Below are 22,992 nucleotides of genomic sequence, written 5' to 3' on the forward strand. Positions count from 1 at the left end.
CGGTGTTGGTGCAGACACCACCGAGCATGTTGTCGCGTTCGACGACCGCCACCGACTTACCCAGCTTGGCCGCGGCAATAGCGGCCTTCTGGCCTCCGGGGCCGGAACCGATGACGACGAGATCGTAAGTGGGGGCTCTTAACTGGTCTGCATCCATTCCAACAACTTTCTCTTACGAGTTGATTGCATCGGCCGCATGCAAGCCGTTCCATAGCCGATCTAAAGCCCCATGCATCCCCACATTTCAGCGAGTTCTGATACAGCAATTATACCGCATGGGGGTAAGGGTACGGTCATCATATCGCATGGGGTGAGGGATCGTGTATGACGACAGACACAGTAATGAAAGCGAGTCGGTTGGCTAGTCCGTTGCCGTTGAGTGTTTTTGGAGGACACATCCATCCGGCGCGTCCGTTCGGCGCTGAAGTTTGGTCTCGCTATGTCGAACCCCGCAGATACTGTCGTACCGACATTCCGCCGAAACCAGCGTGTCCTGCTGTCGATGCGACGTTCTGTACCGACCGTTTCCTAGCTGCGCCGTCAAGATCTTCGATCATGACGGGGGCGGTAGTTCCCGCAAAATTTGGTAGCGATTCGAGGAATCATTCTGTGTAGGTGCGCACCGGTGAACCACTTGGTCTCTCTTGGCTTTCGTTGTTCAAGACACAACTAGGCAGGGCGGCGGCTGAGATGTTCGCAACACCTCGAGTGGACGGCAAGTGTCTTCGATAGGTATGCAAGGTCGGTCGTGCTGATGCGCGTGATGGGCGAGTACGGCCATGTCGCGACTGCGACAAGCGACTGCCTATCGCTACGAGAGCGTCGGCTAATAGTACTGTGCCGCGAAGTTTCGCGATTGATCGCTCTGTCGATCAGGCACGGTGACGGGTGGCAGATCCGTCTCCAGGCGCTTGGTGTCGGTGGAATCGGCACCGATTAGCTTCGCTCCGAGCGTGTTTGAACCAGGGGACTCCGCCAATCGGCCGGCGTGCTCGCATCGTTGCGACTAGGCCTCAATTTCTCTGCCAGGGTAGGCAAAGCTCGATACAAGCCAACGCGCGGAAGAGAGCCGTTGCTGCCGGTCCAACTCTGTGTTTGTTCTGGTACTGGGGCCAGTGCAGTGCTCCCAGTTTCAAGTCGGCTGAGTCATGCTTACCATCATCGACTTTGGCAGCTAGGCTGAATTCCACCTAGGCTAGGCTCAATTGAAGGCGTGGGTACCCAAATTATTTGTGCGCCAGCCGATCAGAGCCGTGGCATCCGACGAATAGTATCGACGCTGATTCTACAAGCGGTTGCTGCCATGAAAGAGCTGACCTGTCTCCACTGTTCACGCCCTAGCATCAAGGTGGGTGAATCGGGAAGAGTCAATATGTGCGAAAGTACTTGTTGCCCTGGACAATATAGCATTTCTTATACCGGGGGATCTCTCATCGGTTGCTTCTCGAAAACTTTGAAATTGACCACGATAAGATGCAGCGCGAAGAGGCCCAAGGTCACCCTTGCGGCGGCCAGTTCCTGCGCAATCTGGTTGGTAGCGAGTAGATTGACATCGCCTCGAGACGCCCGTCGCGGTTGAGCCCTTTGGCATTATGAGCCGGCACGGAGCCCGGCCGTTCGCGGAACATCGAGCTCTTCGGGATAGATCGCGATAGCACCGGTGAGCAAATGGGGCTGGCAACCGACCTGTCGAAATCACTCTCCCGGATGTCTTTCGGGCCTTCTTCTTGTGATGTGTGAGGCGTCACGTAACTGTCCCCTACCTCGCTTGCCCCTACCCCCGTAGGGTAGTCTGGAGGTCAGGTGCAGTCAGGTTGACTAGCAGCTGATTTCGGCGACATCGATAACTCCCAACTTGGAGATAATGAATTGAACGGGCGTTCAGACGCTCTTTTGAGAGACGAGGCGGGGCTCATGGGGATGGAAAACGGCGCTGAGACGTCATCAGATGCCGGGCAGTCTGTTGCAGTCCGCACGGCCGCAATCGGCAGCGAGGCCCGACTTTCTTGGCTTTTGGCGGGGCTGGCTGGGATGCTAGGTGCAGTCGCCTTCCTGCACAGCGCGGGATACTTTGTGACTTTTATGACAGGCAACACCGAGCGCGCTGTTTTGGCTTGGTTTGAAGTGTCCGATGGGCAGCGAGTTGCGGGCGCTGGGCCGGTAGCTGCGATCTCGATGATAGGTGCATTTTTACTCGGAGTCATCGTTGCTTCTTATTGCCGCCGAAAATTCTGGAGAAGCCACCCGCATGGGGCGACTGCACTGACGACCTTCGGTCTTTTTGCTGCGGCTACGATCGACTTTATTCATGATCGTGGTTTACATGCGAATTTAGAGGTACATTTTGCGCCTATTCTCTTACTAGCGTTTTCTATCGGTGCGCTTAACACGTCTTTTGTGAAGAATGGCGAGACTGCTATTCCGTTGAGCTACGTTACGGGCACGGTCGTGAAGCTCGGCCAAGGCATCGAGCGTCACCTTTGCGGGAACGGGTCCATTTACGAATGGTTGGGATACGCGTTACTTTACGGATCGTTTGTTTTAGGGGCAGCTGCTGGAGGCGTGGTCGCCTCTCTCTATAGCGGGCCTTACATGATATTAATAGCTGCATTGATCTGTGGTGCGACAACGCTCGTGACATTCTTCTATTCTGACAGGAAAAATATCCTTGGATAGGTTAAGTCAAGGGTTCAAGAGCTGCTAGATCGTCGCCATAAATATCATTTTCTACAGCGAATACCAATGGGCCAATCATTCGCTATGTAAGGCATTATCGCCAAATGTGTGGTCTATTATTCACGAATAGGAGTAGGCATGTCGTCCGTACCAAGATTTGTGGTTTATACAGGAATTTCCCTCGCCGCCGTGGGTATATCCGCCCTCGGCGCGCCGATAGCCGCAGCAGAGGATCCCCCCAGTTGTACGCCAGCGGATCTGCTGGGCGTGGTCTCTGGTGTAGCGGCCTCGGAGTCGGTCTATCTCCACACGCATCCGGAGGTAAATGAGTTCTTCAACGGCTTCAAGGGCAAATCGAGAAGCGAAATACGCTCCGCGATTGACCGATACATGGCGGCGAACCCCGACGTAAAGGCTGATCTCGATGGCATCCGGCAGCCAGTGACGGACTTCAAGGAGCGTTGCGGTGTTGACTTAAGTCACATCGATTAAATTCAGAAGGAAGTGGGTGCGATCACGATGTGTACACAGTCCGCCTTCGCGCGGGTACTGATATTTGCCTTCTTCGGCGTGACCGCCACCGTTGGTGTGAACCTCGCGGACTGCGCAAAAAATAAGAACGGAAAGGGGCCTACTGTTACCTACAGCGCGGACCCCTGGGATGACGAGGTCGAGTCCCTTACCGGAAACGACGCAATGAACATTTATACGCCCGATTCCCAACAGATCAACGGCCAGCCTCAAAATATCGGTGGTGGCCAAAATAGCGGTGGCGTCGGAGCGCACTGCAACAACCCGGGAGTGCAATGCAGGTGAACCAATGCGTCCCAACGGGTGAGCAGGAAAGACAAAGACGTGGATCGGGTCCATATATTCTGGGCCAGGGTACTGGCTTACGCAGGAGCAAGGCCTGCAAATCGCGAGTCAGCTGTGGCCCTGACACTTGAGCTTCAGTACCCGTCGATATTTATGGTTGATATCAGATGAGATAGGCAGAAGGACGCTCATCTGATAGTTCGGACATATCTACGATGTTGAACTGACTCCGAGCTTCATCGAACAGGAGTTCTGCTGGACTGGTGGATGCGCGAGACCTAGTTCGGTTTGAACTGGGCTGTTAATTGGGCGTTGGCGCCAACCATGTGCCGCCGACGCTGCCAACCGCCGCTGACAGTCATTGGTGCTGGAACACTAGGCTTGGTTTGGAAGCGGAGAGAGGTGTTGTTTAAGTCGCACTCAACTCCGGCCTGGAGAGTCTGGTCGAGATTAGGCGGACTCCCACGCGCTTCGGCGGAGCGGTGCCTAGGCTAGACGGCGTTGACTCAAGACTGCGCGGTTGTGAACGCCTATGAGGGCCATACTCTTCGCCGTTGGTGGCGCCGTGCTGATTATGTTATCTGACAACAGAATTCATGGAATTTCCTTGGTGTTCAGCATTTCGAAAATGGTCCTCTGTAATTTCGTACGTCACCGGGCTAGCGCATCAGGCAACGGAATGTAACCCGGAAAACCCTGGCAGCTAAGGGTTTTGGGCAATGTCATCCTGACCACATAGGTGGTGCGTCGTTCCAACGGTCGGCGGAAAGGCATGAATATGTGACGTACGGAGCACTCCAGAATCGTGTGGAGCTGCGTAATATTTGTAGGTATGCCAGAGGCTTTGCATCCCGTCTTCCAGCCACGTTTTGAGACCGTTCTCGCACGTAACCCGGGGGAGGCGGAATTTCATCAGGCCGTCCTGGAGGTGATGGCCAGTCTGACTCCTCTGGTTGGCAGTACGCCCGACTACGACCGCTGGTCGATCCTGGAACGGATCTGTGAACCAGAGCGGCAGATCATCTTTCGTGTCCCGTGGATCAAGGACGACGGCGCCGTCGAGATCAATCGTGGTTACCGGGTGGAGTTCAACTCCGCGCTGGGGCCGTACAAGGGCGGTCTGCGCTTCCATCCGAGCGTGAGCCTGTCGATCGTGAAGTTCCTCGGCTTCGAGCAGATGTTCAAGAACGCGCTCACCGGACTCCCGATCGGCGGCGGCAAGGGCGGATCCGACTTTGACCCCAAGGGCCGTTCGGACGCCGAGATCATGCGCTTCTGTCAGTCCTTCATGACCGAGCTGTACCGGCACATCGGCGAGTACACCGACGTACCCGCCGGTGATATCGGCGTGGGGCAGCGCGAGATCGGGTATCTCTTCGGGCAGTACAAGCGCATCACCAATCGCTACGAATCCGGGGTGTTGACGGGTAAGGGCTTGCCATGGGGCGGATCCCAGGTACGTACCGAAGCCACCGGATACGGTGTCGTGCTCTTCGCCCAGGAGATGCTCGCGACGCGCGCGCAGTCGCTGGACGGGAAGACAGTCGTGGTCTCCGGCGCGGGCAACGTCGCAATCTATGCGGTGGAGAAGGCGCAGCAGCTGGGCGCGACCGTTATCGCCTGTTCGGACAGCGAGGGGTACATCGTCGACGAACGCGGTCTGAATCTCGAACTCCTCAAGGAGATCAAGGAGGTTCGCAGGGGCCGACTTTCGGAGTATGTCGAGGAGCACGGCGGGGGAGCGCGTCAGGTCACCGACGGGAGCCTCTGGGACGTGCCCTGCCAGGTCGCGTTGCCGTGCGCCACGCAGAACGAACTCGACGGCAAGGATGCCCGCAAGCTCATCGAAAACGGTGTGCAACTCGTCGCCGAGGGTGCCAACATGCCGTGCACCCCCGAAGCGGTGAAGTACTTCCAGGACGCGGGCGTGCTCTATGCGCCGGGCAAGGCGTCGAATGCCGGCGGGGTGGCGACCAGTGCGCTGGAAATGCAACAGAACGCGAGCCGCGACTCGTGGTCTTTCGAGCAGACCGAGACCCGGCTGCGGTCGATCATGCGGTCCATCCACACCACTTGTGTCGAAACCGCCGACCACTACGGGGACCCCGGAAACTACGTGACCGGCGCCAACCTCGCCGGATACACCCGGGTGGCCGATGCGATGGTCGCCCTCGGCGTCATCTGACGCTAAAGCGTGCCATGTAACCCTTTGTGCGGCCTTAAGCTCTAGTGTCTATCGACAGGGATGCGTGTCCAAATAGGTTTTGCTGACGCTGCGTTGGTGGAGGCTCGGGTGGGACCGTGTCACCCAGTTGAAACCCCATGATCGAGATGGGCCTCGGTGTGTCTACGGCAATCAGGGCCAGCCGTATCGAGGAGGAGCAGGTTAAAGCGCAGGAGCCTGATGGGTGCTGTTGTCCGACGGCGACCGCGCACTTCGCTGAAACCTTCATGGAGAAGTGTCCCGTTGCCGGACGCACATTCCTCGTGTAGCGGTCGATCAGTCTGAGTTGACTACGCCGTCTGGAGTCTCAGCTACCGCTTATCTTGCAAGGCCTCTGGCAGCAGAGCTTCAAACCGATAGTAGCTGAATTGCGTGTGAGTCCCAGCAGGGATGCAACATGTAGTGTGCGCTCGGCTCTCAGCCCATACCTTGCTAGACAGCTCAATCCTGAAAATCTGATCGCGCGCCCAGCGAATCAATCTTGCCCATACGACCCAGGTGGCGCTACGTGCGATACACGTAACCCGTCCAAGGTAGGTTGAACGCCCTCCGTAAGCTAAGCCGAATAAATACTTGCTGAATATTTCAATATTCAAAAGTAAGATGTACACAGTTAACCTATTATTATGATCATATATGTGTATATATGCTGGTCAGCATCAATAATCATCAAGCTATCTGCATATCAGCAAGATGGAAACTGATCTCCTCTAGATTTGCCATCGTCGAATGTTGCGTTCAGCTTTGGCTGTGACTCAGTGCCGTCGTGAGCACGATGCAGGAAAGTTCCCGTGACCTTCTGCGTGAAAGCATCGAATCGTGGCACATTGCACAGAAGTTTGGTGCGCGACGTATATAAGTTTGCTGTACCGTCGAACCCGGGTCGGCAGTTCTAACTGTAGAGGGGTTTATGATGGCTTTTCGTGTTGCACATGTGTGTGCCAATCTGCCCAGTCAGAGGGGCGCTGCTACAATCTCGGCTAACTCTAAGATCGGCATTTCCATTGGTTCTACGCGGCATTGGCGTGACCCTAAGCGCCACGCCTGGTTGTTAGGGCTCGTGATACCGGTCCTTGTGCCATGGTCGTGGATTCTGGTGAAAGTAACGGAATGGACTCTCTTTTGGTGGTGGGGCGTAATCCTTGTTTTCGGCATTATTCCTGTGTTGGATTGGGTTGTCGGCGCAGACTCGGCAAATGCGCCAGAGTCCGCGCTAAAGTCGCTGCAGAACGATAAGTACTACCGCTGGGCAACGTTTGCTTACCTCCCCGGTCAGCTGCTTTCGCTGGTTCTGGCGTGCTGGCTACTTAGTGGCGGTGGCTGGCAGACAATGAGCCTGCTAGATAAGTGTGGCTTAACCGTGACACTGGGCATCGTTGGCGGAATTGCGATCAATACCGCACATGAATTGGGGCACAGACGTGAGCGCGTCGAAAGGGTTTTGAGCAGGGTCGCGCTTATGCAGACGGGGTATGGACACTTTTATGTCGAGCATAATCGCGGCCATCACGTACGTGTCGCCACGCCCGAAGACCCGGCCAGCTCGCTACTGGGTGAGAGCGTATTCCAATTCATTCCGCGCTCTGTGATTGGCGGCGTCCGGTCGGCCTGCAAGCTCGAGGCAGAGCGACTGCGCAAAACTGGCTACCGCATATGGTCATTGAAAAATGACGTTCTGTCGGGGTGGCTTATGAGTCTCGTATTATTTACAACCCTAGGTATTTGGTTCGGCAGAGTCGTACTGCCCTACATGGCTGCTCAGGCTGTCATAGGGTTTAGCCTGCTGGAGGTTGTAAACTATCTTGAGCACTATGGCTTGCGTCGGAGTCTGCGACCAAATGGTAGATATGAGCGTGTGCGCCCGGCTCACAGCTGGAATAGCAACAATGTCGTGTCCAACATTCTATTGTTCCACCTACAGCGACACTCAGACCATCACGCACATCCGGTCCGGCGCTATCAGACGCTACTACATCACGATGAAGCTCCGCAGTTACCGACGGGCTACGCGGGAATGATCCTCTTGGCATTGGTCCCACCATTGTGGCGTCGAGTCATGGATCCCAGGGTAAGTGACCACTACGGCGGTGATCTAACCTTGGCCGCCCGTAATACTCGCTTCAACCGCACAAGGACTCACGAATGAAAAAGCCCGTGCCAGGTACTCATGATCGAGGTTTGTCATGACATTGGTATCCCGGCGTCAGCTTTTCGGCGCAGCCGCAGCAGGGGCGTTGTCGTTCGCTGCCTATAACACGTTGGGCGATCGGCGCCGGCACGATCGACAGCATTACACAGCAATTGTCGTTGGCACCGGTTACGGCGGAGGTGTTTCGGCGCTAAGATTGGGCCAGGCAGGAATTGATACTCTCGTCCTGGAGAAGGGGCGTTTGTGGGACACGCCGGACTCGGACGGACGTCGATTCACTCCAGTACTTCCAGTCGATAGCCGTAGCAGCTGGTTCGCTTCCGGTGCGCCGTCGCTTGTGCCCTCGTACAACGGCATCTCACTTAACAAATTACCTGGAATCGCAAAACAACCATTGCAGGCAGGCATCTGCGCGAAAGAAACGCACGGTGCACACGACGTCTTTCGGGGAATTGCAGTAGGCGGAGGCTCGCTCATTAACGCCGGAATAGCGGCGATACCGACATTCAATCAAGTACGCGCGGCTTTTCCTGATATAGACCCCGTGGAATTCCGCCGAACATATCTTGAACGCGCCAAATCAATGCTCCGAATAAACTACCGACCGACTGGCTGGTTCGAGAAAACTCCCTGGTTTCAGTATGCCCGGGTTGGCCGTAGATATGCAGGTGCCGCTGGGTTTGATATCGACTACAATGGTAGCTCCTATTCTTTTGGTTACATGCAGCGTGAGGCGGCCGGAATAGTTCCACGCTCAGCCTTGGCGCTAGAACAACAGTACGGTAATAACTTTGGCAGATTCGGCAGCGTTGACCGGACCTATATTGCCGCAGCGTTGCAGACAGGACATGTCACGCTACGGCCGTTGACCGAGGCAGTCAGTATTCGACAAGAATCAGCGGACGAATATGTCGTCACTATCCGCCAGATTGATCGATGGGGAACTGAACTATCGACAACGGAAATTAGCTGCCGGAGCCTATTTCTGGCTGCCGGAGTCCTTGGTACAGTCAAATTACTACTACGCGCTCGCGAGACCGGAGACCTGCAAAATCTGGGTGAAGAGATTGGGCAGGACTACGGTAACAACGGCGATATAATGGTCTCTCACAACCTATCGGCCAGAGATCCTGCTGGTACGCAGCAATCGTTGATGGGAATGATCAGTCTCGACAACCGAAATGACCCAGCCGATCCATTGTACGCAAATATATTCTCGATACCACTGCCGGTGGAAACGCATGCGCTTGCCTACTACGCAATGACACGAACTGAAGACCGTAGCGATATTACCTACGACATCGGCAATGACGAGATCTCCATACGATGGCCCCAGGCATACACCGACCATCTCTGGGATCGCGCAAGAACCACCTTCAACAAGGTAGTCCACGGTAACCGGGTTGACTACCGAGACGATCTATTTGAGGGGAGCCCCTACCGGGCCAATACCGTCCACCCGCTGGGTGGATGCGTACGAGCACATGCAACCGATGAAAACGGGCGTGTCAAGGGGTATCGCCGACTTTACGTTAATGATGCCTCACTAATCCCCGGATATCTGGGCGTAAATCCATTCCTGACGATCGCAGCGCTCGCTGAACGCAATATTGAGCGGGTACTGTCAGATATTACGGCCGCTTAACGGGCCATGTGAGATCATCGGTTCACCGCGCACACCTGAGATTCAAAATACTGTGGACTGATGTTGATGGAAATGATCAGCCGATAGCGAGTGCGTGGTGACGGATCATTCCATTAAATGTCGCTATCCGGGGCGTTCTTCATGCTCGACGTTACTGCGATTCTCCTACAATTTAACCGCGTGAAGATCTTTCGAGTCGCGTCGATATGGATGGATTTGAAATTCATTTTCTCCGAGGCGTTTACCGTCCCACCATGCGGCTCCTGTCACCTTTGCGGTCAATTGTCCCGTTGGCGATCGCGGTCAGGTGTGCCCCATGCTATCGGTTATCATTGGTAATATGGCAGGTTTGAGCGCTGCCGGAGTCAGTGTGTGCTGGTTGCACTTGGTGGCGGCGCCGAGTGCATTGAGGGTCTTGCTATCGGTCTCACCACCTGTCGGTAATGTCAGATTATTGGTGCGCGTAGTTGTTGGCAGTTCTCTTGGGGTCCTTCATGGCTGTCTGGAATTGAGTCACATCATGCGCTCGGCGGCGGCGAGCCTGCAAGCGAGACAGGTATTGTTGAGTAGTAGTCGACTGCGAAGCAGGGAACTCGAACGCGCTCTCATTAGTGTTCTTCTTCACTATGGTTGGCACTCGTGGGATTAGTCTCGGACTCGGAGTTCGGTATGACCTTGTAGCGATTAACGCGGTACGCTGGCGAGGGCAGATCCTAGATACTGTAGTAAGTTTGACCTCTAATCCAGGCGGTAGCCAATGCAGAAATCTTTAGATCGTTCCCCGTCTCGTTCCGTCATTGTGGTTGGCGCTGGCTTTGCGGGTTTAGTCGCTGCTCGCGAGTTGGAGGCGGCAGGGTTCGACGTCACTATCTTTGAAGCTCGCGACCGGATCGGTGGAAGAGCCTGGACCGACGAACGGCTAGGTGGACTTGCGCTGGAAATGGGTGCTACCTGGGTGCATTGGATGCAGCCCTTCGTATGGACGGAAATCACACGTTATGGGCAGGAAATCTACCCAAGCCCGGATGTTGATTGGGCATATTGGTTGAGCGGTGAGCAGCTGTTTGAAGGCACTGAGCGTGACCTCGACGATGCGTTAACTCCTCTGCAAGATAAGATTTTTGAGGGATCACGAGAGTTTTTTCCTTACCCTCACGATCCGTTTGCGATCTTGAACGATGAATCAACTGATGCAGACCTACGTGCGCGCTTCCTTGAAGCGGACAACGGTAGTGTCCTGGATTGCTTGCGCAATGGTGAGTTCAGTCAGGAGCAGATAGATCTAGCTGATTCGTACTGGTCGGCTGGGTATCAGGGGCCCACCGCATCGGCTTCGCCGTTGATGGCTAAGCACTGGGCGGCTTTGAGCGATCATCGGAGCGCGCTCATGGATGAGCAAACAATGCGTTTCAAACTGGTTCGCGGGATGCGGGGACTTTACGATTCAATTGCGGCTGACCTGCGGTGTCCGGTTCACCTCAAGACGGCTGTGAGCGGTGTTGAACATAGTGACGCGGGCGTACGTGTCACCCTTGCGAATGGTTTCAGGCAGTCGGCCGATGCTGTGATAGTTACCGCTCCAATCGGCGCCTTGAGGAATCTTAAGTTTTCCCCCGACCTGTCTGCGAGGCAGAGGCGAGTTCTTAGTGAAGGAACGAACTCAGTAGGGTTTAAGGTTTGGATCAAAGTAAAAGGGCGGCATGCCATTATCGCGGGTGCCCCGGGAAACAACCCGATATCGCTGATGCGAAGCGAGAAGTTCCTTGATGACGAAGATGCCACAATCCTGGTCGGTTTCGGTTCTGATCACAACGCGATATCGTTGAATGATACGGCTTCCGTGCAGAACGCAGTTGACGTTTGGCGGCGTGATCTAACGGTGACAGGTTGTACGGGTCATGATTGGGTCGCTGACAGTTGGTCTGGACAGACCTGGGCGACTTTGAGGTCTGGCCAGTTTTTCAACGGCTGGAGCGTGTTTCAGCACTCTGGTACACGTCTCAGGTTTGCGGGAGCAGACTACGCCAGCGGTTGGAACGGTGTCGTTGTCGATGGGGCTATCGAGTCTGGAATTACGTCGGCGCGGGCCTTAATCGCGGAGTTCCGTAATGTCGGGTAACTTATTAGTTTAGGTGAACGAAGATTCGCGAAGGCATTAACAAAATTCGAATATCGTGAAGATTGGAAGTTTGTATCTCGTTCGTTCGAACGAGACGCCGCCGCTGCGGCGAAGGAAGCGACGAACAGGTTGCCGAGGCCGCGATGACCGTCGGGATTGAGCGAGTAGCGGACTTGGACAGGTGCGGTTAGTAAAGATAATGCGGTCCGGGTGGCGGTCGTTGGTGCGACCTACAAGACACCCCTGTAACGGGCCAGTGTAAGAAGCGGAGTGCGAGGAGCAAAAAGGTGAATAAGTTGCTATTTGCAGGCATTGCCTCAGCTGGCGTGATCGGCGCGTCGCTGGGCGGGGCGAGTGTCGCGCTCGCCGCACCATCTGGATCTGGCGACGCCAACGCTGTCATCAACGACTTGCAATCCAACGGATACCGAGTGATCGTCTCTAAGGTCGGCAGCGGTGATCTGAGCAACTGCACTGTTCAGTCGGTCACTCAGGGGTCACCGGTCGGTGATGTGCAGCCGGCACGGGACGCGAAAAACAAACCGACGTCGGCGCCGACCATGGACAGCAAGGTCGCGCGCGTCACACTGAGCTGCTGAACACGCAGCACAACCTAGACACGAGTAAGTCGAGAGCACGGTCATCGTGGTGTGAATTCAATGATGGAGCACGCTCCAGCCTGGCGGGGACGAGGCAGCCAGATCGCTCGTTTAATTTGGCGGGATGGAGATTGAATGAATCGGAAGTCATCCGATCGGAACTGTTCCAGAGCCAATAGTCACATGTGGTTTCATCGATGGTGTATTCCATTGTGGCCCTTCTCGAAACGAGAATTCGGTACGGGTTGACCGCTGTGTTGCGTCGTCGTATCGCCGAGCGTGACGAACTGAAGGCGCGTCAAGCAACCCTCCGTCATGTCCACCGCACAGATCTGTGAATGACCGAGGAGCTGGGTGGGTTGGCGGCGGTACTTGGGGAGGCAACTGGGGCAGAACGTGCTGAGGTTTTACGCAAGCCTGGGCCTGCGTCTCGATTACGACTCGCTTAAGCAGCGAGTCACGGCGACTGCCGACCTGAGTCGTGTCGCAGGTTGGTGTGATCGCGGCTTCGCCGCTCAACACACTCCATCGGCTCGGAAATGAACGCGAGCGTTCACTTCGCTCGCCTCAGTCTTGTGTCCGAGGGGGGACTTGAACCCCCACGCCCGTTAATAGGGCACTAGCACCTCAAGCTAGCGCGTCTGCCATTCCGCCACTCGGACATTGCTCAACCATGCTGGGTCTGATGACCCGTGGCCGCCGTCATAGGCTAGCGGAAACCCCGCTCAGAGCCCAAACCGGTCATCGGAGCCCGGTGCGTCGCGACCGACGATGGTAGGAAAGGTAGTTGTGACTTCTGTGAAACCGGCGCCCGAGGACGAGGTCGTCGATCTGGTCAGCACGCTGATCCGTTTCGATACCTCCAACACCGGAGAGCTGGAGACCACCAAGGGCGAAGCCGAATGCGCGCGGTGGATCCAGCAGCAGCTGGAGGAGGTCGGATACACCTGTGAGTACGTCGAGGCGGGTGCGCCCGGGCGTGGAAATCTGTTCGCGCGGCTGCCCGGGGCGAACGTCGATCGCGGTGCCCTGCTCATCCACGGCCATCTGGATGTAGTTCCCGCCGAGGCTGCCGACTGGAGCGTGCATCCTTTCTCGGGGGCGGTCACCGACGGCTACGTGTGGGGCCGCGGCGCCGTCGACATGAAGGACATGGTCGGCATGATGGTCGCCATCGCCCGGTACTTCAAGAGATCGGGGACGGTCCCGCCGCGCGATCTCGTCTGGGCGTTCGTCTCCGACGAGGAGAACGGCGGCAAGTGGGGCTCTCAGTGGCTCGTGGACAACCGGCCCGACCTGTTCGAGGGTGTCACCGAGGCGATCGGTGAGGTGGGTGGTTTCTCGCTCACCGTGCCCCGCAAGGAGGGCGGAGAACGGCGCCTGTATCTGCTCGAGACGGCGGAGAAGGGCATCGCCTGGATGAGACTGACCGCCAAGGCCCGGGCCGGTCACGGCTCGATGGTGCATGAGGACAACGCGGTCACCGCCGTCGCCGAAGCCGTCGCCAAGCTGGGCCGGCACAAGTTCCCGCTGGTCTTGACCGAGGCGGTCACCCAATTCCTGACCGCGGTGGCCGAGGAGACGGGCTACGACTTCGACGCGGACTCACCGGATTTGGAAGGCACGGTCGCCAAGCTGGGCTCGATCGGCAAGATTGTCGGTGCCACCCTGCGCGATACCGCCAACCCCACCATGCTCAAGGCCGGATACAAGGCCAACGTCATTCCGGCGACCGCCGAGGCTGTCATCGACTGTCGCGTGCTGCCCGGCCGGTTGGCGGCCTTCGAGCGTGAGGTCGACGAGATCATCGGACCCGATGTCGAACGGGAATGGGTGCAGCTGCTCCCGGCCTACGAGACCACGTTCGACGGCGATCTGGTCGACGCGATGAACGCCGCGGTACTCGAATTCGATCCCGAGGCGCGCACGGTGCCGTACATGCTTTCCGGCGGCACCGACGCAAAAGCGTTCGCCCGATTGGGTATTCGTTGCTTCGGCTTCGCGCCGCTCAAGTTGCCGCCGGAGCTCGATTTCGCCTCGCTGTTCCATGGCGTGGACGAGCGGGTGCCGGTCGACGCGTTGACGTTCGGCACCAAGGTTCTCCAGCATTTCCTGCTCAATCACTGATCACGCCCCGAAAGGATCTCCATGCCCTCTCCGTACGATGCCCTGCCACCGCTGCCGACCTTCACCCTGACCTCCGAGAGTGTCACCGATGGACAGCCACTCGCGAATGCTCAGGTCAGCGGAATCTTCGGTGCCGGCGGCCAGGACGAATCACCCGAGCTCAGCTGGTCCGGATTCCCGGAGGAGACCCAGAGCTTCGCCGTCACGGTGTATGACCCGGATGCGCCGACCGTTTCGGGTTTCTGGCACTGGGCGGTGGTGAACCTGCCCGCGACGACGACGCAGCTGCCCGCGGGAGTCGGAGATGGCAGTGGATTGCCCGGTGACGCAATCACCTTGGCCAATGACGCCAGCCTCAAGCGCTTCCTCGGCGCCGCCCCGCCGGCCGGGCACGGCCCACACCGCTACTACATCGCCGCGCATGCTGTCGACGTCCCCAAGCTGGAGATTCCTGAAAACGCCACTCCGGCATTCCTGAATTTCAACCTGCTCGGGCATGCGATCGCCCGCGCCGTCATCGTCGGCACCTACGAGCAGCACTGAGGTGTTCGCGCCTTCAGGAGGCCGTGCCGACGGCTTCCTGAAGGCTGCGGAATCCGTTCGCACGCAGCCGCTGGGCGATGCCGTCGTGAATTCGTTTGGCGTAGAAGCCACCCCGATAGATGAAGCCGGTGTAACCCTGCAGCAGTGATGCCCCGGCGGTGATCCGTGCCCAGGCGTCGTCGGCGTCCTCGATGCCGCCGACGCTGATGAGCACCAGGCGATCTCCCACCCGGCGGTACAGCCGTTGCAGCACCTCAAGCGAGCGTGCGGCCACCGGCGCTCCGGAAACCCCTCCCGCGCCTAGGTCTGCCACCTCCGGCGTCTTCAATCCGGCGCGGCTGATGGTGGTATTGGTGGCGACGATGCCCGCAAGGCCGAGTTCTGCTGCCAAATCCGCGATCTCGTCGATATCGGCGTCGGAGAGATCCGGGGCGATCTTCACCAGCACCGGCGCGGTGGTCTCCTCCAAAACCGCGGAGAGGATCTTGCGTAGTTCCCCGATGGCTTGCAGATCGCGTAGCCCGGGGGTGTTGGGGGAGCTCACGTTGACGACCAAGAAGTCGGCGGTGGGCCCCACCAGCCGGGCGCTCACCCGGTAGTCCGACGAGGCGAAGGCAGCTTCGACGATCTTCGACTTGCCGATGTTGGCCCCGATGGGCACCGTGACCTTGCGTGTCGCCAGCCGGGGTGCTAGCGCCGCCGCGCCGTGGTTGTTGAAGCCCATCCGGTTGAGCAGGCCGCGGTCGGCCTTGAGCCGGAACAGCCGGGGTTTCGGGTTACCGGGTTGGGCGATGGCCGTCACCGTGCCCACCTCGGCATAGCCGAATCCCAGTGGGCCCCACACCTTCAGGCCTTCCCCGTTCTTGTCGAATCCGGCGGCCAGTCCCAGGGGAGCGGGGAAGGGCACCCCGAATACTTCGCTGGCCAAGATGGGATCGGTCGGGGCGCACAGCCGATCGATCAGCCACCGGGTCGGTGCGAAGGCGGCAGCGGCGCGCAGCACCGCGAAGGTCAGGGTGTGCACGCGTTCGGGCGGCACCAGGAAGAGCAGCCGCAGCAGGATGGTGTACAGCATCACAACACCGGCGCCGTCATCGGAGCGCCGGCCATGGCGCCGCGTAACTTCTTGCGGCGCAACAGAATCCGGCGACTGCCATCGGTGTAGAGCCGGACCCGGGTGAGTTCCCAGCCGCCGAACTCGGCCTGAATCGACAACCGTAGCGACGCCGTGATCCGGGTGATTTCCGGTGGCAGCCGCAACGGGTAATAGTCGTAGTCGTCATCGGATTCGCTTTCCCAGCCCGCCGGAAAGCTACTGCGCGCGGCGCGGCTCATCCGATGCCCCTGATGTCGATCGCCTGTATCCCGTCACCCGCGCCGGACGCCACAAACAACGTGGATCCGTCGCTGACCAGTGAATTAGGTTGCCGCACAGTTGCGAATCGTGCCCTTTCCTCGGGGATGCCGGTAGACAAATCGTAGCCAATAACTGTGTTTGACGCCGTCTGTGACACCCAGATCAGCGTGGTCGAGTACGTGAGCCCGTACGGGGCCGCGGGTACGGGGTAACGCTGGCGCAGGATGAGTGAATCCGCGAGCCCGAAGACCAGCAGGGCGCCGCCGCGGGTATCGGCCACCAGTAGACGCCCCTTGTCGTCGGCGAGCATGGTGGTGGCGCCGTCGCCGGCCCGCAACGCGTGTGCGGTGCCGTCGCCCGCGTTCGTCAGCGTGGTCACCGAGCTTTGCGCACGATCCAGCACGGCGACGGTATTACCTTGGTAGGCAAGGGAATCAACATGGGCGAAACCTGTGGCGTGCGCGGTGACCTGGTTCTGGGCGTCGAGGGTGAAGACGGTTCCGTCGCCGCCTCCCAACACGATTCGGCCGTCCGTGCGACGGGCGATGGCCGAGAATTCGATCTGTTCATGGCCCGAGATGTTGACCTTGTCGGCGCGCCCGGAGGCGATATCGAGGGTGTAGTAGCCACCCTTCGTGGACAGATACAGCGTGCCGCGCCCGTCGTCGATGGCCGCGGTGGCCGGCGAGGGCAGCGCGACCGTGTGACGTGGCACATCGAGGTTCTCCGACGTGAGCAGCGTCACTGTGTGGCCGTCATGGGTCAGAATCGACACCCCGCGGGTGGAGGTGTCGAACAACACGGTGCCGGCTGAGCCGGCGAATCGGTGCACTGCCCCGGCCGGAACTGTCGTCACCGGAGGAGACTGTGCCGCCGAGGCCGGGGTGATGACGCGCGGATCGGTGGAATTTTCGCTATCGCTGCCGGATGAGCACCCCGATGAGGCGCCCGAGACCACCGCCATGACGGCTGCTAGCGCGACGACTGTGCCCCTTATACCGCGCACATCGCGGCCCCGTAAACGGTTCATCGTGTCCATCATCGCAATTGACCTGGGATTGCCGAGCAGGAGATGACTTTCTCGGCGCGTTCGGTGCTAGCAATCGGTAGCTGAGGGCTATCGTAAGGACCATGACGCTTGCCGACAGTCCGGTCTTCACCGTTGAGGTCCTGGTAACGGGCGTGCACGCGAATGGGTTTGGTGAGGTAGGCGATGGTCGTAGCTTCGCTTTCCGCATCGAGGACTCGTTGCTGCGTGTCGAGATCTACCGAGCCTTCCTTACCGAGCTGGTTCCCGACTACAGCGATGTGGTGGCGGTGGGAACCCGGCCGATCACCGATATCGACGTCACCGATGAACGCAGCATTGTTGCCGCCGTTCGCGATCTGGTTGCCGACGCGCAGCCGGTGAGCACCAGCCGGCTCGCCCGGCTGCTGGCCGGCTAGGGCGATCTGCCGGCGCGTCCAGTACGGTCGCTGTCGTGGATTCGGCAGCAGCGGCAATGTCCTGGTTGCAAGTGATCGTGCTGGCGGTGGTCCAGGGGCTAACCGAGTTCCTGCCGGTCTCGTCGTCGGGTCACCTGGCCATCGTGTCGCGGGTGTTCTTCCACGAGGATGCCGGTGCGTCCTTCACCGCGGTCAGTCAACTGGGTACCGAGGCGGCGGTGTTGCTCTATTTCGCCAAGGATATTTGGCGCATCCTTCGTGCCTGGTTTGACGGGCTGTTCGTCAAGGCGCACAGAAACTTTGACTACTGGATGGGTTGGTACGTCATTGTCGGCACCCTGCCCATCGGGATTCTGGGTCTGGCGTTCAAAGATCAAATCCGTTCCGGTGCAAGGAATTTGTGGTTGATCTCGGCCTCTCTAGTTATCTTCGCGCTGGTCATCGCTGCCGCCGAGTACTACGGGCGTCAGGTGCGCCACACCGAACAACTGACCATGAAGGACGCTGTGATTGTGGGCAGTGCACAGGCTTTGGCGCTCATTCCGGGCGTGTCCCGGTCGGGCGCCACCATTAGCGCGGGGTTGTTCCTCGGGCTGGATCGTGCCGCCTCCGCCCGATTCGGATTTCTGCTGGCGATCCCCGCGGTGCTGGCTTCTGGTCTGTTCTCGCTACCCGACGCCTTCCATCCGGTCACCGAGGGCATGAGCGCGACGGGCCCGCAGCTGCTGGTGGCCACACTGATCGCATTCGTCATCGGCTATGCGGCCGTCGCCTGGTTACTGAGGTTCATCAGTAACCACAGCATGTACTGGTTCGTGGGGTACCGCGTGGTCCTGGGTCTGACGGTGATGGGCCTGCTGGCTACCGGCGTGGTGAGCGCGTCATGACGGTAGTCCTGTTGCGCCATGGCCGATCCACCTCGAATGTCGCCCACACCCTGGCCGGCCGAAGCCCCGGTGTCGAGCTCGACGAGAAGGGGCAGATCCAGGCCCGTGGCGTGGTCGAGCGCCTCGGCGCGGTGACGGTCCAGGCGATCGTCACATCGCCGCTGCTGCGGTGCGAGCAGACCGTGGCTCCGTTGGCGGCGGCGTTGAACCTGACACCGATCGTCGAGGATCGGCTCGCGGAAGTGGACTACGGGCAGTGGACGGGCCGTCAGATCGCCGAGTTGCTGTCCGAACCTCTGTGGAAGGTCGTCCAGCAGCAGCCCAGCGCGGCGCGGTTCCCGGACGGGGAGGGCCTCGCGGAGGTTCAGGCGCGGGCGGTGGCTGCCGTGCGCGAGCACGATCGCACGCTGTCCGAGGAACATGGTGGTGACTGCGTCTGGGTGGCTTGTACTCACGGAGATGTCATCAAGTCGGTGTTGGCCGATGCGCTCGGCACCCACCTGGACGCCTTCCAGCGCATCGTGGCCGATCCGGCATCGATGAGTGTGGTGCGCTACACCGAGCTGCGGCCCTTCGTCGTGCACATGAACCACACCGGCCCAGACCTGTCCAGCGCGCTGAGCGCCCGGCCGCCCGAGAAGCCCGCCGGGGGTGCTTCCGACGCGACAGTCGGCGGTACCACCGACTAGCGGTATTTTTGGAGGCATCATGCCGCGATCGATTCACGTATTCCGCAGCCCGGACCGTTTCGTCGCCGGAACAGTCGGGGAGCCGGGGAACCGTACGTTCTACCTGCAGGCTGTCCACGAAACCCGGATCGTCAGCGTGATGCTGGAGAAGCAACAGGTGTCGGTGCTCGCCGAACGCATCGGAACGCTGCTCTCGGAGGTTCATCGCCGATTCGGAACCCCGATTCCGCCGGAGCCGGAGGTGGTTGATGACCTCAACCCACTGGTGATGCCCGTGGACGCGGAGTTCCGGGTCGGGACCATGGGACTGGGCTGGGACGCCGAGGCCAATTCGGTGGTTGTCGAACTGCTTGCCGTCAGCGAGCAGGAATTTGATGCCTCGGTGGTGCTGGACGACTCCGAGGACGGCCCGGACGCCGTTCGGGTGTTCCTGTCGCTGGAAGCGGCGCGACAGTTCGCAACCCGCTCCACCAGGGTGGTTTCCGCGGGCCGGCCCCCGTGCCCACTGTGCGAGGAGCCGCTCGATCCGGCCGGACACATCTGCGTGCGTACCAATGGCTACCGCCGCGGAACGGTGCCCGGGGCGGCAGATGACACCGAGTCCTGACGACTTGGGTCCCAGCGGCGGCGCCGAGGATCACGTTGCGATCCGTGAGGGTGAGCTCACCGTCATCGGGCGCATCCGATCGGCGAGTAACGCCACGTTTCTGTGCGAGACGCAGGCCGAGTCGGGAGACAGCGTGCACTGTGTCTACAAACCGGTCCGGGGGGAGCAGCCGCTCTGGGACTTCCCGGACGGCACCCTGGCCGGCCGCGAGGTGGCGGCATATCTGATCTCGGCCGAATTGGGCTGGAATGTGGTGCCGTACACGGCATTTCGCGACGGCCCGGCCGGGGTTGGCATGGTGCAGCGGTGGATCCACGAGCCGGAGTTGCCCGACGGTGTTCCGGACCTGGTCGACATCTGTCTGCCCGATGCCCTGCCCCCGGGTTACCTGCCGATCTTGCGGGCGCTGGATGCCGATGGTGCCGAAATCGTGTTGGTGCACGCCGATGACGCGCTGCTGCGCCGGATGGCGGTGTTCGACACCTTGGTGAACAACGCCGACCGCAAGGGCGGTCACATCTTGCGGGGCGCCGAGGGCGGCGTCTACGGCGTCGATCACGGCATCTGCCTGCACGCCGAGGGCAAGCTGCGGACCGTCCTGTGGGGTTGGGCAGGCAAGCCCGTCGAACCCGAGCTACTCGCCGATGTGGTTCACCTCGAGGAGGCATTGCGCGGGGAATTCGGTGCTGCCCTGGCGGCCCACGTCACTGTGGACGAAGTGACCGCATTGCGCCAACGCGCTGCGATGATGCTGGACGAACCGGTGATGCCGATGCCCGATCGCAACAGGCCCATACCGTGGCCCGCCTTTTGATTGCCGATCGTCTAGCCTGGTCGGCAAAGCGCGCACCGCGTCGGTGCGGATCGGGTTAGCGGGGGTGCAGACATGACAGGACCGAACGACCCGTACCAGTACGGGGGAGCCGGACAGTGGGGTGCCCCCGAGCAGCCGACTCAGGACCACTGGCAGGCAGCGCCGCCGCCGGACCAGTTCGGATATGCGCAGCAGCAGTTCGGCCACGCGCCCGCGGACTACCCGGATGATTCGATCGGCCGTCTGTACGACGGAGTCCCGCAGGGCTATCCGGTCCCGCCGATGTATCCGGGGCTTCCTGGGCAGGCCCCCTACGGGCAGCAGAAACAGTCCAAACCGTGGATTCTGATCGCCTCGATCGCGGGGGCTGTCGTCGTCGTGCTGGCGTTGGTCCTGGTGCTGATCATGAGCAGGGATAGCGATCCGAGGCAGTCGGCCAGCTCGCCGACCAGCACCACGGTGTCGTATGCGAACCCCGAATTGCCGACAGCCAGTGGCGCGCCCACATATCTGACACCGACCGTGCAGCCGCCCGCCGCGCCGATTTCGCCGCAGATGCCCGTCCCGCCTCCGGCACCGACGGGTCCGCCCAAGGCTGCCGGGCAGGTGGCCGCCGTCGGTGACTGCATCGCGCTGGCTGCCCCCTCGGACTACAAGGCGGTGGCGTGTACCGACCCCAAGGCGGCATGGCGCGTGATCGAAGTGGTTCCGGGCGGCAAATGCCGGGCGACGTACACGGGGTTTACCGCTGGTGATTTCTCCTACTGCATTGCCCCGCAACTGCGGGTCGGCTCCTGCTATCAGACGGCCGTGGTGATGGGAAGCACCGTGTTCGTGGCGGCCGATTCCTGCCAGTCACCGAAGGCTTTCCCCGTGTTGTTCGTGATCCAGGGGACGAAGGAAGCGGCGCAATGCAAGGGCAAGCCCGGTGTTGTTCATTCCTTCGCGTTCCCGGATCCGCCCATGGCGATCTGTACGGGCGAATTCGCGCCGTGATCTTGAAATCTGGGATTAGTCGACTCTAGGGAAATCGCTTCCCACCAGGGCGAACGAAACCATAAAATCGTCTCCTCATCAGAGGGGACACCATGATCACACATTTCCGCCGGCTTTCGGCTGCCGGTTTTCTTGCTGCTTCGGTCGCTGTGGGGATCGGCCTTGCCGCACCGGCGCATGCCGACGGGGAGGTTGAGTTTCTGCAGATGTTGAACGACACCACGCCGGGTACCGCGATCTTTGGCGGCGCCTCTGCCCGCTACCTGGCCAGCGGCTACCGGGCGTGCGATGCGTTGAGGTCAGGGGCGTCCAAAGACGACGCGATTGCCGCCGCCACTGTGTTTCCGGGCATTCAGGCTCGATGGGAAGTGGCCTCAATTGTGGATATCGCCCCGAAAACCCTGTGCCCTGACGTCAAACACTGACGCCTAGCGCGGTGGCCCGTTCTCGACGCGGGCGCGCAACGCGGCGAGCGGATTCTGATGTTCGGTGTGCCAGTCCGAGTCCAGGTACCAGGTGTAGCCGACATCGCGCAGGGTCGCGACCTGCTCGCGGGTGACCGCGAGATCGTTCCAATCGGTGGTCGTCTCGTACACCACGTCGTAGTTGTTGTCGTACCCCAATTCGCTTCGCAGTGAATGAATTTCGCGTGCGGCCCCGAGCCAGCGGTCCAGTGGTGGATGGAAGTCGAACTGTCCGTCGGCAGTGGTGATGTTGGGCAGCAGTCCGTCACAGCGGGCGGCGCGAGCCATGGATCTATTCGCTCCGAGCAGACCCACACACCAGGTGGTGATGCGTGGTCGCTGGGCCGGGGGATCGGGCACCAGATGCGTTGTCGGGGTGACCTGGTAATGCTTGCCCTGATAGCTGAAGGGTTGGCCCTCCCACAACCCGAACAGGACGTCGAGGCCCTCATCGAGTAGCTCGGCGCGGGTCTTGCGGCCCTGGTCGCGCTCGAAGGCCAGCCAATTGTCGTGCAGTGCACCCATTCCCACGGACAGGATGACTCGTCCGCCGGAGAGTCGATCCAGCGTCGCGGTGGTCGATGCCAGGTCCCACGGTTTGCGGCGCGACAGGGGAGTGAGCATGGTGCCGAGCTTGATCCGGCTGGTGCGCATGGCCGCGGCGGTTAATGCGACCCAGGCGTCGACCCCCCAGACCGGTTCCCAGCCGAAGATCGCATCCCATCCCGCTTCTTCGGCGAGGGGCGCCAGCTCGGCGACGTCGGCGGCATCTCCCGTTGTCAGGACGATTCCGTATTGGATGCCTGCGGTCATGGGCGCGAGTATGCCGACGGG

The 22,992-nt window shown here is 59.8% G+C and carries 22 protein-coding genes and 1 tRNA gene; 17 read left to right on the plus strand and 6 right to left on the minus strand.

Features of this window, described 5'->3' with window-relative positions; all coding sequences use genetic code 11:
* A partial coding sequence (locus tag BKG76_RS24290) for an FAD-dependent oxidoreductase (RefSeq protein WP_131815802.1) occupies positions 1 to 157 on the minus strand: 157 nt, incomplete at its 3' end.
* 1,757 nt (positions 158 to 1,914) lie between these two features.
* On the opposite strand from BKG76_RS24290, the gene BKG76_RS07110 reads away from it, so the two are divergent.
* The 8 genes from BKG76_RS07110 to BKG76_RS07145 all read left to right on the plus strand — a co-directional run bounded on the left by BKG76_RS07110 (position 1,915) and on the right by BKG76_RS07145 (position 12,228).
* On the plus strand, positions 1,915 to 2,676 hold the full coding sequence (locus tag BKG76_RS07110; protein ID WP_070937136.1) for a YoaK family protein: 762 nt from the start codon (positions 1,915 to 1,917) through the stop codon (positions 2,674 to 2,676).
* A gap of 138 nt (positions 2,677 to 2,814) precedes the next feature.
* Positions 2,815 to 3,168 (plus strand): heme-binding protein, encoded by a 354-nt coding sequence (locus BKG76_RS07115; protein WP_070937013.1) that lies wholly within the window; start codon positions 2,815 to 2,817, stop codon positions 3,166 to 3,168.
* Positions 3,169 to 3,195: 27 nt separating this feature from the next.
* The gene (locus BKG76_RS07120) at positions 3,196 to 3,492 is read left to right on the plus strand and encodes a hypothetical protein (RefSeq protein WP_070937137.1); all 297 of its coding nucleotides are present in this window, start codon (positions 3,196 to 3,198) and stop codon (positions 3,490 to 3,492) included.
* Positions 3,493 to 4,324: 832 nt separating this feature from the next.
* Complete coding sequence (gene gdhA, locus BKG76_RS07125) at positions 4,325 to 5,677, plus strand: NADP-specific glutamate dehydrogenase (protein WP_070937014.1); 1,353 nt, start codon at positions 4,325 to 4,327, stop codon at positions 5,675 to 5,677.
* 1,135 nt (positions 5,678 to 6,812) lie between these two features.
* The gene (locus BKG76_RS07130; RefSeq protein ID WP_236737544.1) at positions 6,813 to 7,862 is read left to right on the plus strand and encodes an alkane 1-monooxygenase; all 1,050 of its coding nucleotides are present in this window, start codon (positions 6,813 to 6,815) and stop codon (positions 7,860 to 7,862) included.
* 37 nt (positions 7,863 to 7,899) lie between these two features.
* Complete coding sequence (locus BKG76_RS07135) at positions 7,900 to 9,510, plus strand: GMC oxidoreductase (protein ID WP_070937016.1); 1,611 nt, start codon at positions 7,900 to 7,902, stop codon at positions 9,508 to 9,510.
* A 757-nt stretch (positions 9,511 to 10,267) separates the two neighbouring features.
* Entirely contained in the window at positions 10,268 to 11,629 is a 1,362-nt protein-coding gene (locus BKG76_RS07140) for a flavin monoamine oxidase family protein (protein WP_070937018.1), read from the plus strand.
* Between the two features lie 287 nt (positions 11,630 to 11,916).
* Positions 11,917 to 12,228, plus strand: coding sequence for a hypothetical protein (locus BKG76_RS07145; RefSeq protein WP_070937019.1), 312 nt, complete (start codon positions 11,917 to 11,919; stop codon positions 12,226 to 12,228).
* Between the two features lie 576 nt (positions 12,229 to 12,804).
* On the opposite strand, the gene BKG76_RS07150 is transcribed toward BKG76_RS07145, so the two are convergent.
* Positions 12,805 to 12,890, minus strand: a tRNA-Leu gene (locus BKG76_RS07150).
* Positions 12,891 to 13,026: 136 nt separating this feature from the next.
* On the opposite strand from BKG76_RS07150, the gene BKG76_RS07155 reads away from it, so the two are divergent.
* Together BKG76_RS07155 and BKG76_RS07160 are read left to right on the plus strand one after the other, a co-directional pair.
* Complete coding sequence (locus BKG76_RS07155) at positions 13,027 to 14,355, plus strand: M20/M25/M40 family metallo-hydrolase (RefSeq protein ID WP_207543756.1); 1,329 nt, start codon at positions 13,027 to 13,029, stop codon at positions 14,353 to 14,355.
* Positions 14,356 to 14,376: 21 nt separating this feature from the next.
* Positions 14,377 to 14,898, plus strand: coding sequence for a YbhB/YbcL family Raf kinase inhibitor-like protein (locus BKG76_RS07160; RefSeq protein ID WP_070937023.1), 522 nt, complete (start codon positions 14,377 to 14,379; stop codon positions 14,896 to 14,898).
* A gap of 13 nt (positions 14,899 to 14,911) precedes the next feature.
* Here BKG76_RS07160 and BKG76_RS07165 read toward each other — a convergent pair whose 3' ends face one another.
* From BKG76_RS07165 to BKG76_RS07175, 3 genes are read right to left on the minus strand one after another with little or no spacing between them, the layout of a single operon-like run.
* Positions 14,912 to 15,973 carry a quinone-dependent dihydroorotate dehydrogenase gene (locus tag BKG76_RS07165; protein ID WP_070937025.1) on the minus strand — a complete coding sequence of 354 codons (1,062 nt, stop codon included), beginning with the start codon at positions 15,971 to 15,973 and terminating at the stop codon, positions 14,912 to 14,914.
* Complete coding sequence (locus BKG76_RS07170) at positions 15,973 to 16,233, minus strand: DUF5703 family protein (protein ID WP_070937026.1); 261 nt, start codon at positions 16,231 to 16,233, stop codon at positions 15,973 to 15,975. Before BKG76_RS07170 ends, BKG76_RS07165 begins: the two co-directional genes overlap by 1 nt.
* Positions 16,230 to 17,297: a YncE family protein gene (locus BKG76_RS07175; protein ID WP_083337959.1), complete on the minus strand. Its 1,068-nt coding sequence runs from the start codon at positions 17,295 to 17,297 to the stop codon at positions 16,230 to 16,232. The genes BKG76_RS07170 and BKG76_RS07175 overlap by 4 nt, the downstream gene beginning before the upstream one ends.
* An 89-nt stretch (positions 17,298 to 17,386) precedes the next feature.
* Between BKG76_RS07175 and BKG76_RS07180 the strand changes: the two genes are divergently transcribed.
* The 7 genes from BKG76_RS07180 (at position 17,387) to BKG76_RS07210 (ending at position 22,119) form a co-directional block, all read left to right on the plus strand.
* Complete coding sequence (locus tag BKG76_RS07180; RefSeq protein WP_070937028.1) at positions 17,387 to 17,701, plus strand: hypothetical protein; 315 nt, start codon at positions 17,387 to 17,389, stop codon at positions 17,699 to 17,701.
* A gap of 56 nt (positions 17,702 to 17,757) precedes the next feature.
* Entirely contained in the window at positions 17,758 to 18,588 is an 831-nt protein-coding gene (locus BKG76_RS07185; RefSeq protein ID WP_070937030.1) for an undecaprenyl-diphosphate phosphatase, read from the plus strand.
* Positions 18,585 to 19,277 carry a histidine phosphatase family protein gene (locus BKG76_RS07190; RefSeq protein ID WP_070937032.1) on the plus strand — a complete coding sequence of 231 codons (693 nt, stop codon included), beginning with the start codon at positions 18,585 to 18,587 and terminating at the stop codon, positions 19,275 to 19,277. Before BKG76_RS07185 ends, BKG76_RS07190 begins: the two co-directional genes overlap by 4 nt.
* A 19-nt stretch (positions 19,278 to 19,296) precedes the next feature.
* Positions 19,297 to 19,884: a DUF3090 domain-containing protein gene (locus BKG76_RS07195; RefSeq protein WP_070937034.1), complete on the plus strand. Its 588-nt coding sequence runs from the start codon at positions 19,297 to 19,299 to the stop codon at positions 19,882 to 19,884.
* Positions 19,868 to 20,698 carry an SCO1664 family protein gene (locus tag BKG76_RS07200; protein WP_070937035.1) on the plus strand — a complete coding sequence of 277 codons (831 nt, stop codon included), beginning with the start codon at positions 19,868 to 19,870 and terminating at the stop codon, positions 20,696 to 20,698. The genes BKG76_RS07195 and BKG76_RS07200 overlap by 17 nt, the downstream gene beginning before the upstream one ends.
* A 72-nt stretch (positions 20,699 to 20,770) precedes the next feature.
* Complete coding sequence (locus BKG76_RS07205) at positions 20,771 to 21,694, plus strand: LppU/SCO3897 family protein (RefSeq protein ID WP_070937036.1); 924 nt, start codon at positions 20,771 to 20,773, stop codon at positions 21,692 to 21,694.
* Between the two features lie 92 nt (positions 21,695 to 21,786).
* Positions 21,787 to 22,119 carry a DUF732 domain-containing protein gene (locus tag BKG76_RS07210; protein ID WP_070937037.1) on the plus strand — a complete coding sequence of 111 codons (333 nt, stop codon included), beginning with the start codon at positions 21,787 to 21,789 and terminating at the stop codon, positions 22,117 to 22,119.
* A gap of 3 nt (positions 22,120 to 22,122) precedes the next feature.
* Here BKG76_RS07210 and BKG76_RS07215 read toward each other — a convergent pair whose 3' ends face one another.
* Positions 22,123 to 22,971, minus strand: a complete 849-nt coding sequence (locus BKG76_RS07215; protein WP_070937038.1) for an LLM class flavin-dependent oxidoreductase — start codon at positions 22,969 to 22,971, stop codon at positions 22,123 to 22,125.
* Between the last annotated feature and the right edge of the window lie 21 nt (positions 22,972 to 22,992).

The organism is Mycobacteroides franklinii (assembly GCF_001853795.1).
Lineage (GTDB): Bacteria > Actinomycetota > Actinomycetes > Mycobacteriales > Mycobacteriaceae > Mycobacterium > Mycobacterium franklinii.

Bases quoted from the DNA above. Each gene is read 5' to 3' on its own strand.
- BKG76_RS07110 (WP_070937136.1), top strand. From the start codon at position 1,915: ATGGGGATGGAAAACGGCGCTGAGACGTCATCAGATGCCGGGCAGTCT.
- BKG76_RS07115 (WP_070937013.1), top strand. From the start codon at position 2,815: ATGTCGTCCGTACCAAGATTTGTGGTTTATACAGGAATTTCCCTCGCC.
- BKG76_RS07120 (WP_070937137.1), top strand. From the start codon at position 3,196: ATGTGTACACAGTCCGCCTTCGCGCGGGTACTGATATTTGCCTTCTTC.
- gdhA (WP_070937014.1), top strand. From the start codon at position 4,325: ATGCCAGAGGCTTTGCATCCCGTCTTCCAGCCACGTTTTGAGACCGTT.
- BKG76_RS07135 (WP_070937016.1), top strand. From the start codon at position 7,900: ATGACATTGGTATCCCGGCGTCAGCTTTTCGGCGCAGCCGCAGCAGGG.
- BKG76_RS07140 (WP_070937018.1), top strand. From the start codon at position 10,268: ATGCAGAAATCTTTAGATCGTTCCCCGTCTCGTTCCGTCATTGTGGTT.
- BKG76_RS07160 (WP_070937023.1), top strand. From the start codon at position 14,377: ATGCCCTCTCCGTACGATGCCCTGCCACCGCTGCCGACCTTCACCCTG.
- BKG76_RS07165 (WP_070937025.1), bottom strand. From the start codon at position 15,973: ATGCTGTACACCATCCTGCTGCGGCTGCTCTTCCTGGTGCCGCCCGAA.
- BKG76_RS07170 (WP_070937026.1), bottom strand. From the start codon at position 16,233: ATGAGCCGCGCCGCGCGCAGTAGCTTTCCGGCGGGCTGGGAAAGCGAA.
- BKG76_RS07175 (WP_083337959.1), bottom strand. From the start codon at position 17,297: ATGATGGACACGATGAACCGTTTACGGGGCCGCGATGTGCGCGGTATA.
- BKG76_RS07180 (WP_070937028.1), top strand. From the start codon at position 17,387: ATGACGCTTGCCGACAGTCCGGTCTTCACCGTTGAGGTCCTGGTAACG.
- BKG76_RS07185 (WP_070937030.1), top strand. From the start codon at position 17,758: ATGTCCTGGTTGCAAGTGATCGTGCTGGCGGTGGTCCAGGGGCTAACC.
- BKG76_RS07190 (WP_070937032.1), top strand. From the start codon at position 18,585: ATGACGGTAGTCCTGTTGCGCCATGGCCGATCCACCTCGAATGTCGCC.
- BKG76_RS07195 (WP_070937034.1), top strand. From the start codon at position 19,297: ATGCCGCGATCGATTCACGTATTCCGCAGCCCGGACCGTTTCGTCGCC.
- BKG76_RS07200 (WP_070937035.1), top strand. From the start codon at position 19,868: ATGACACCGAGTCCTGACGACTTGGGTCCCAGCGGCGGCGCCGAGGAT.
- BKG76_RS07205 (WP_070937036.1), top strand. From the start codon at position 20,771: ATGACAGGACCGAACGACCCGTACCAGTACGGGGGAGCCGGACAGTGG.
- BKG76_RS07210 (WP_070937037.1), top strand. From the start codon at position 21,787: ATGATCACACATTTCCGCCGGCTTTCGGCTGCCGGTTTTCTTGCTGCT.
- BKG76_RS07215 (WP_070937038.1), bottom strand. From the start codon at position 22,971: ATGACCGCAGGCATCCAATACGGAATCGTCCTGACAACGGGAGATGCC.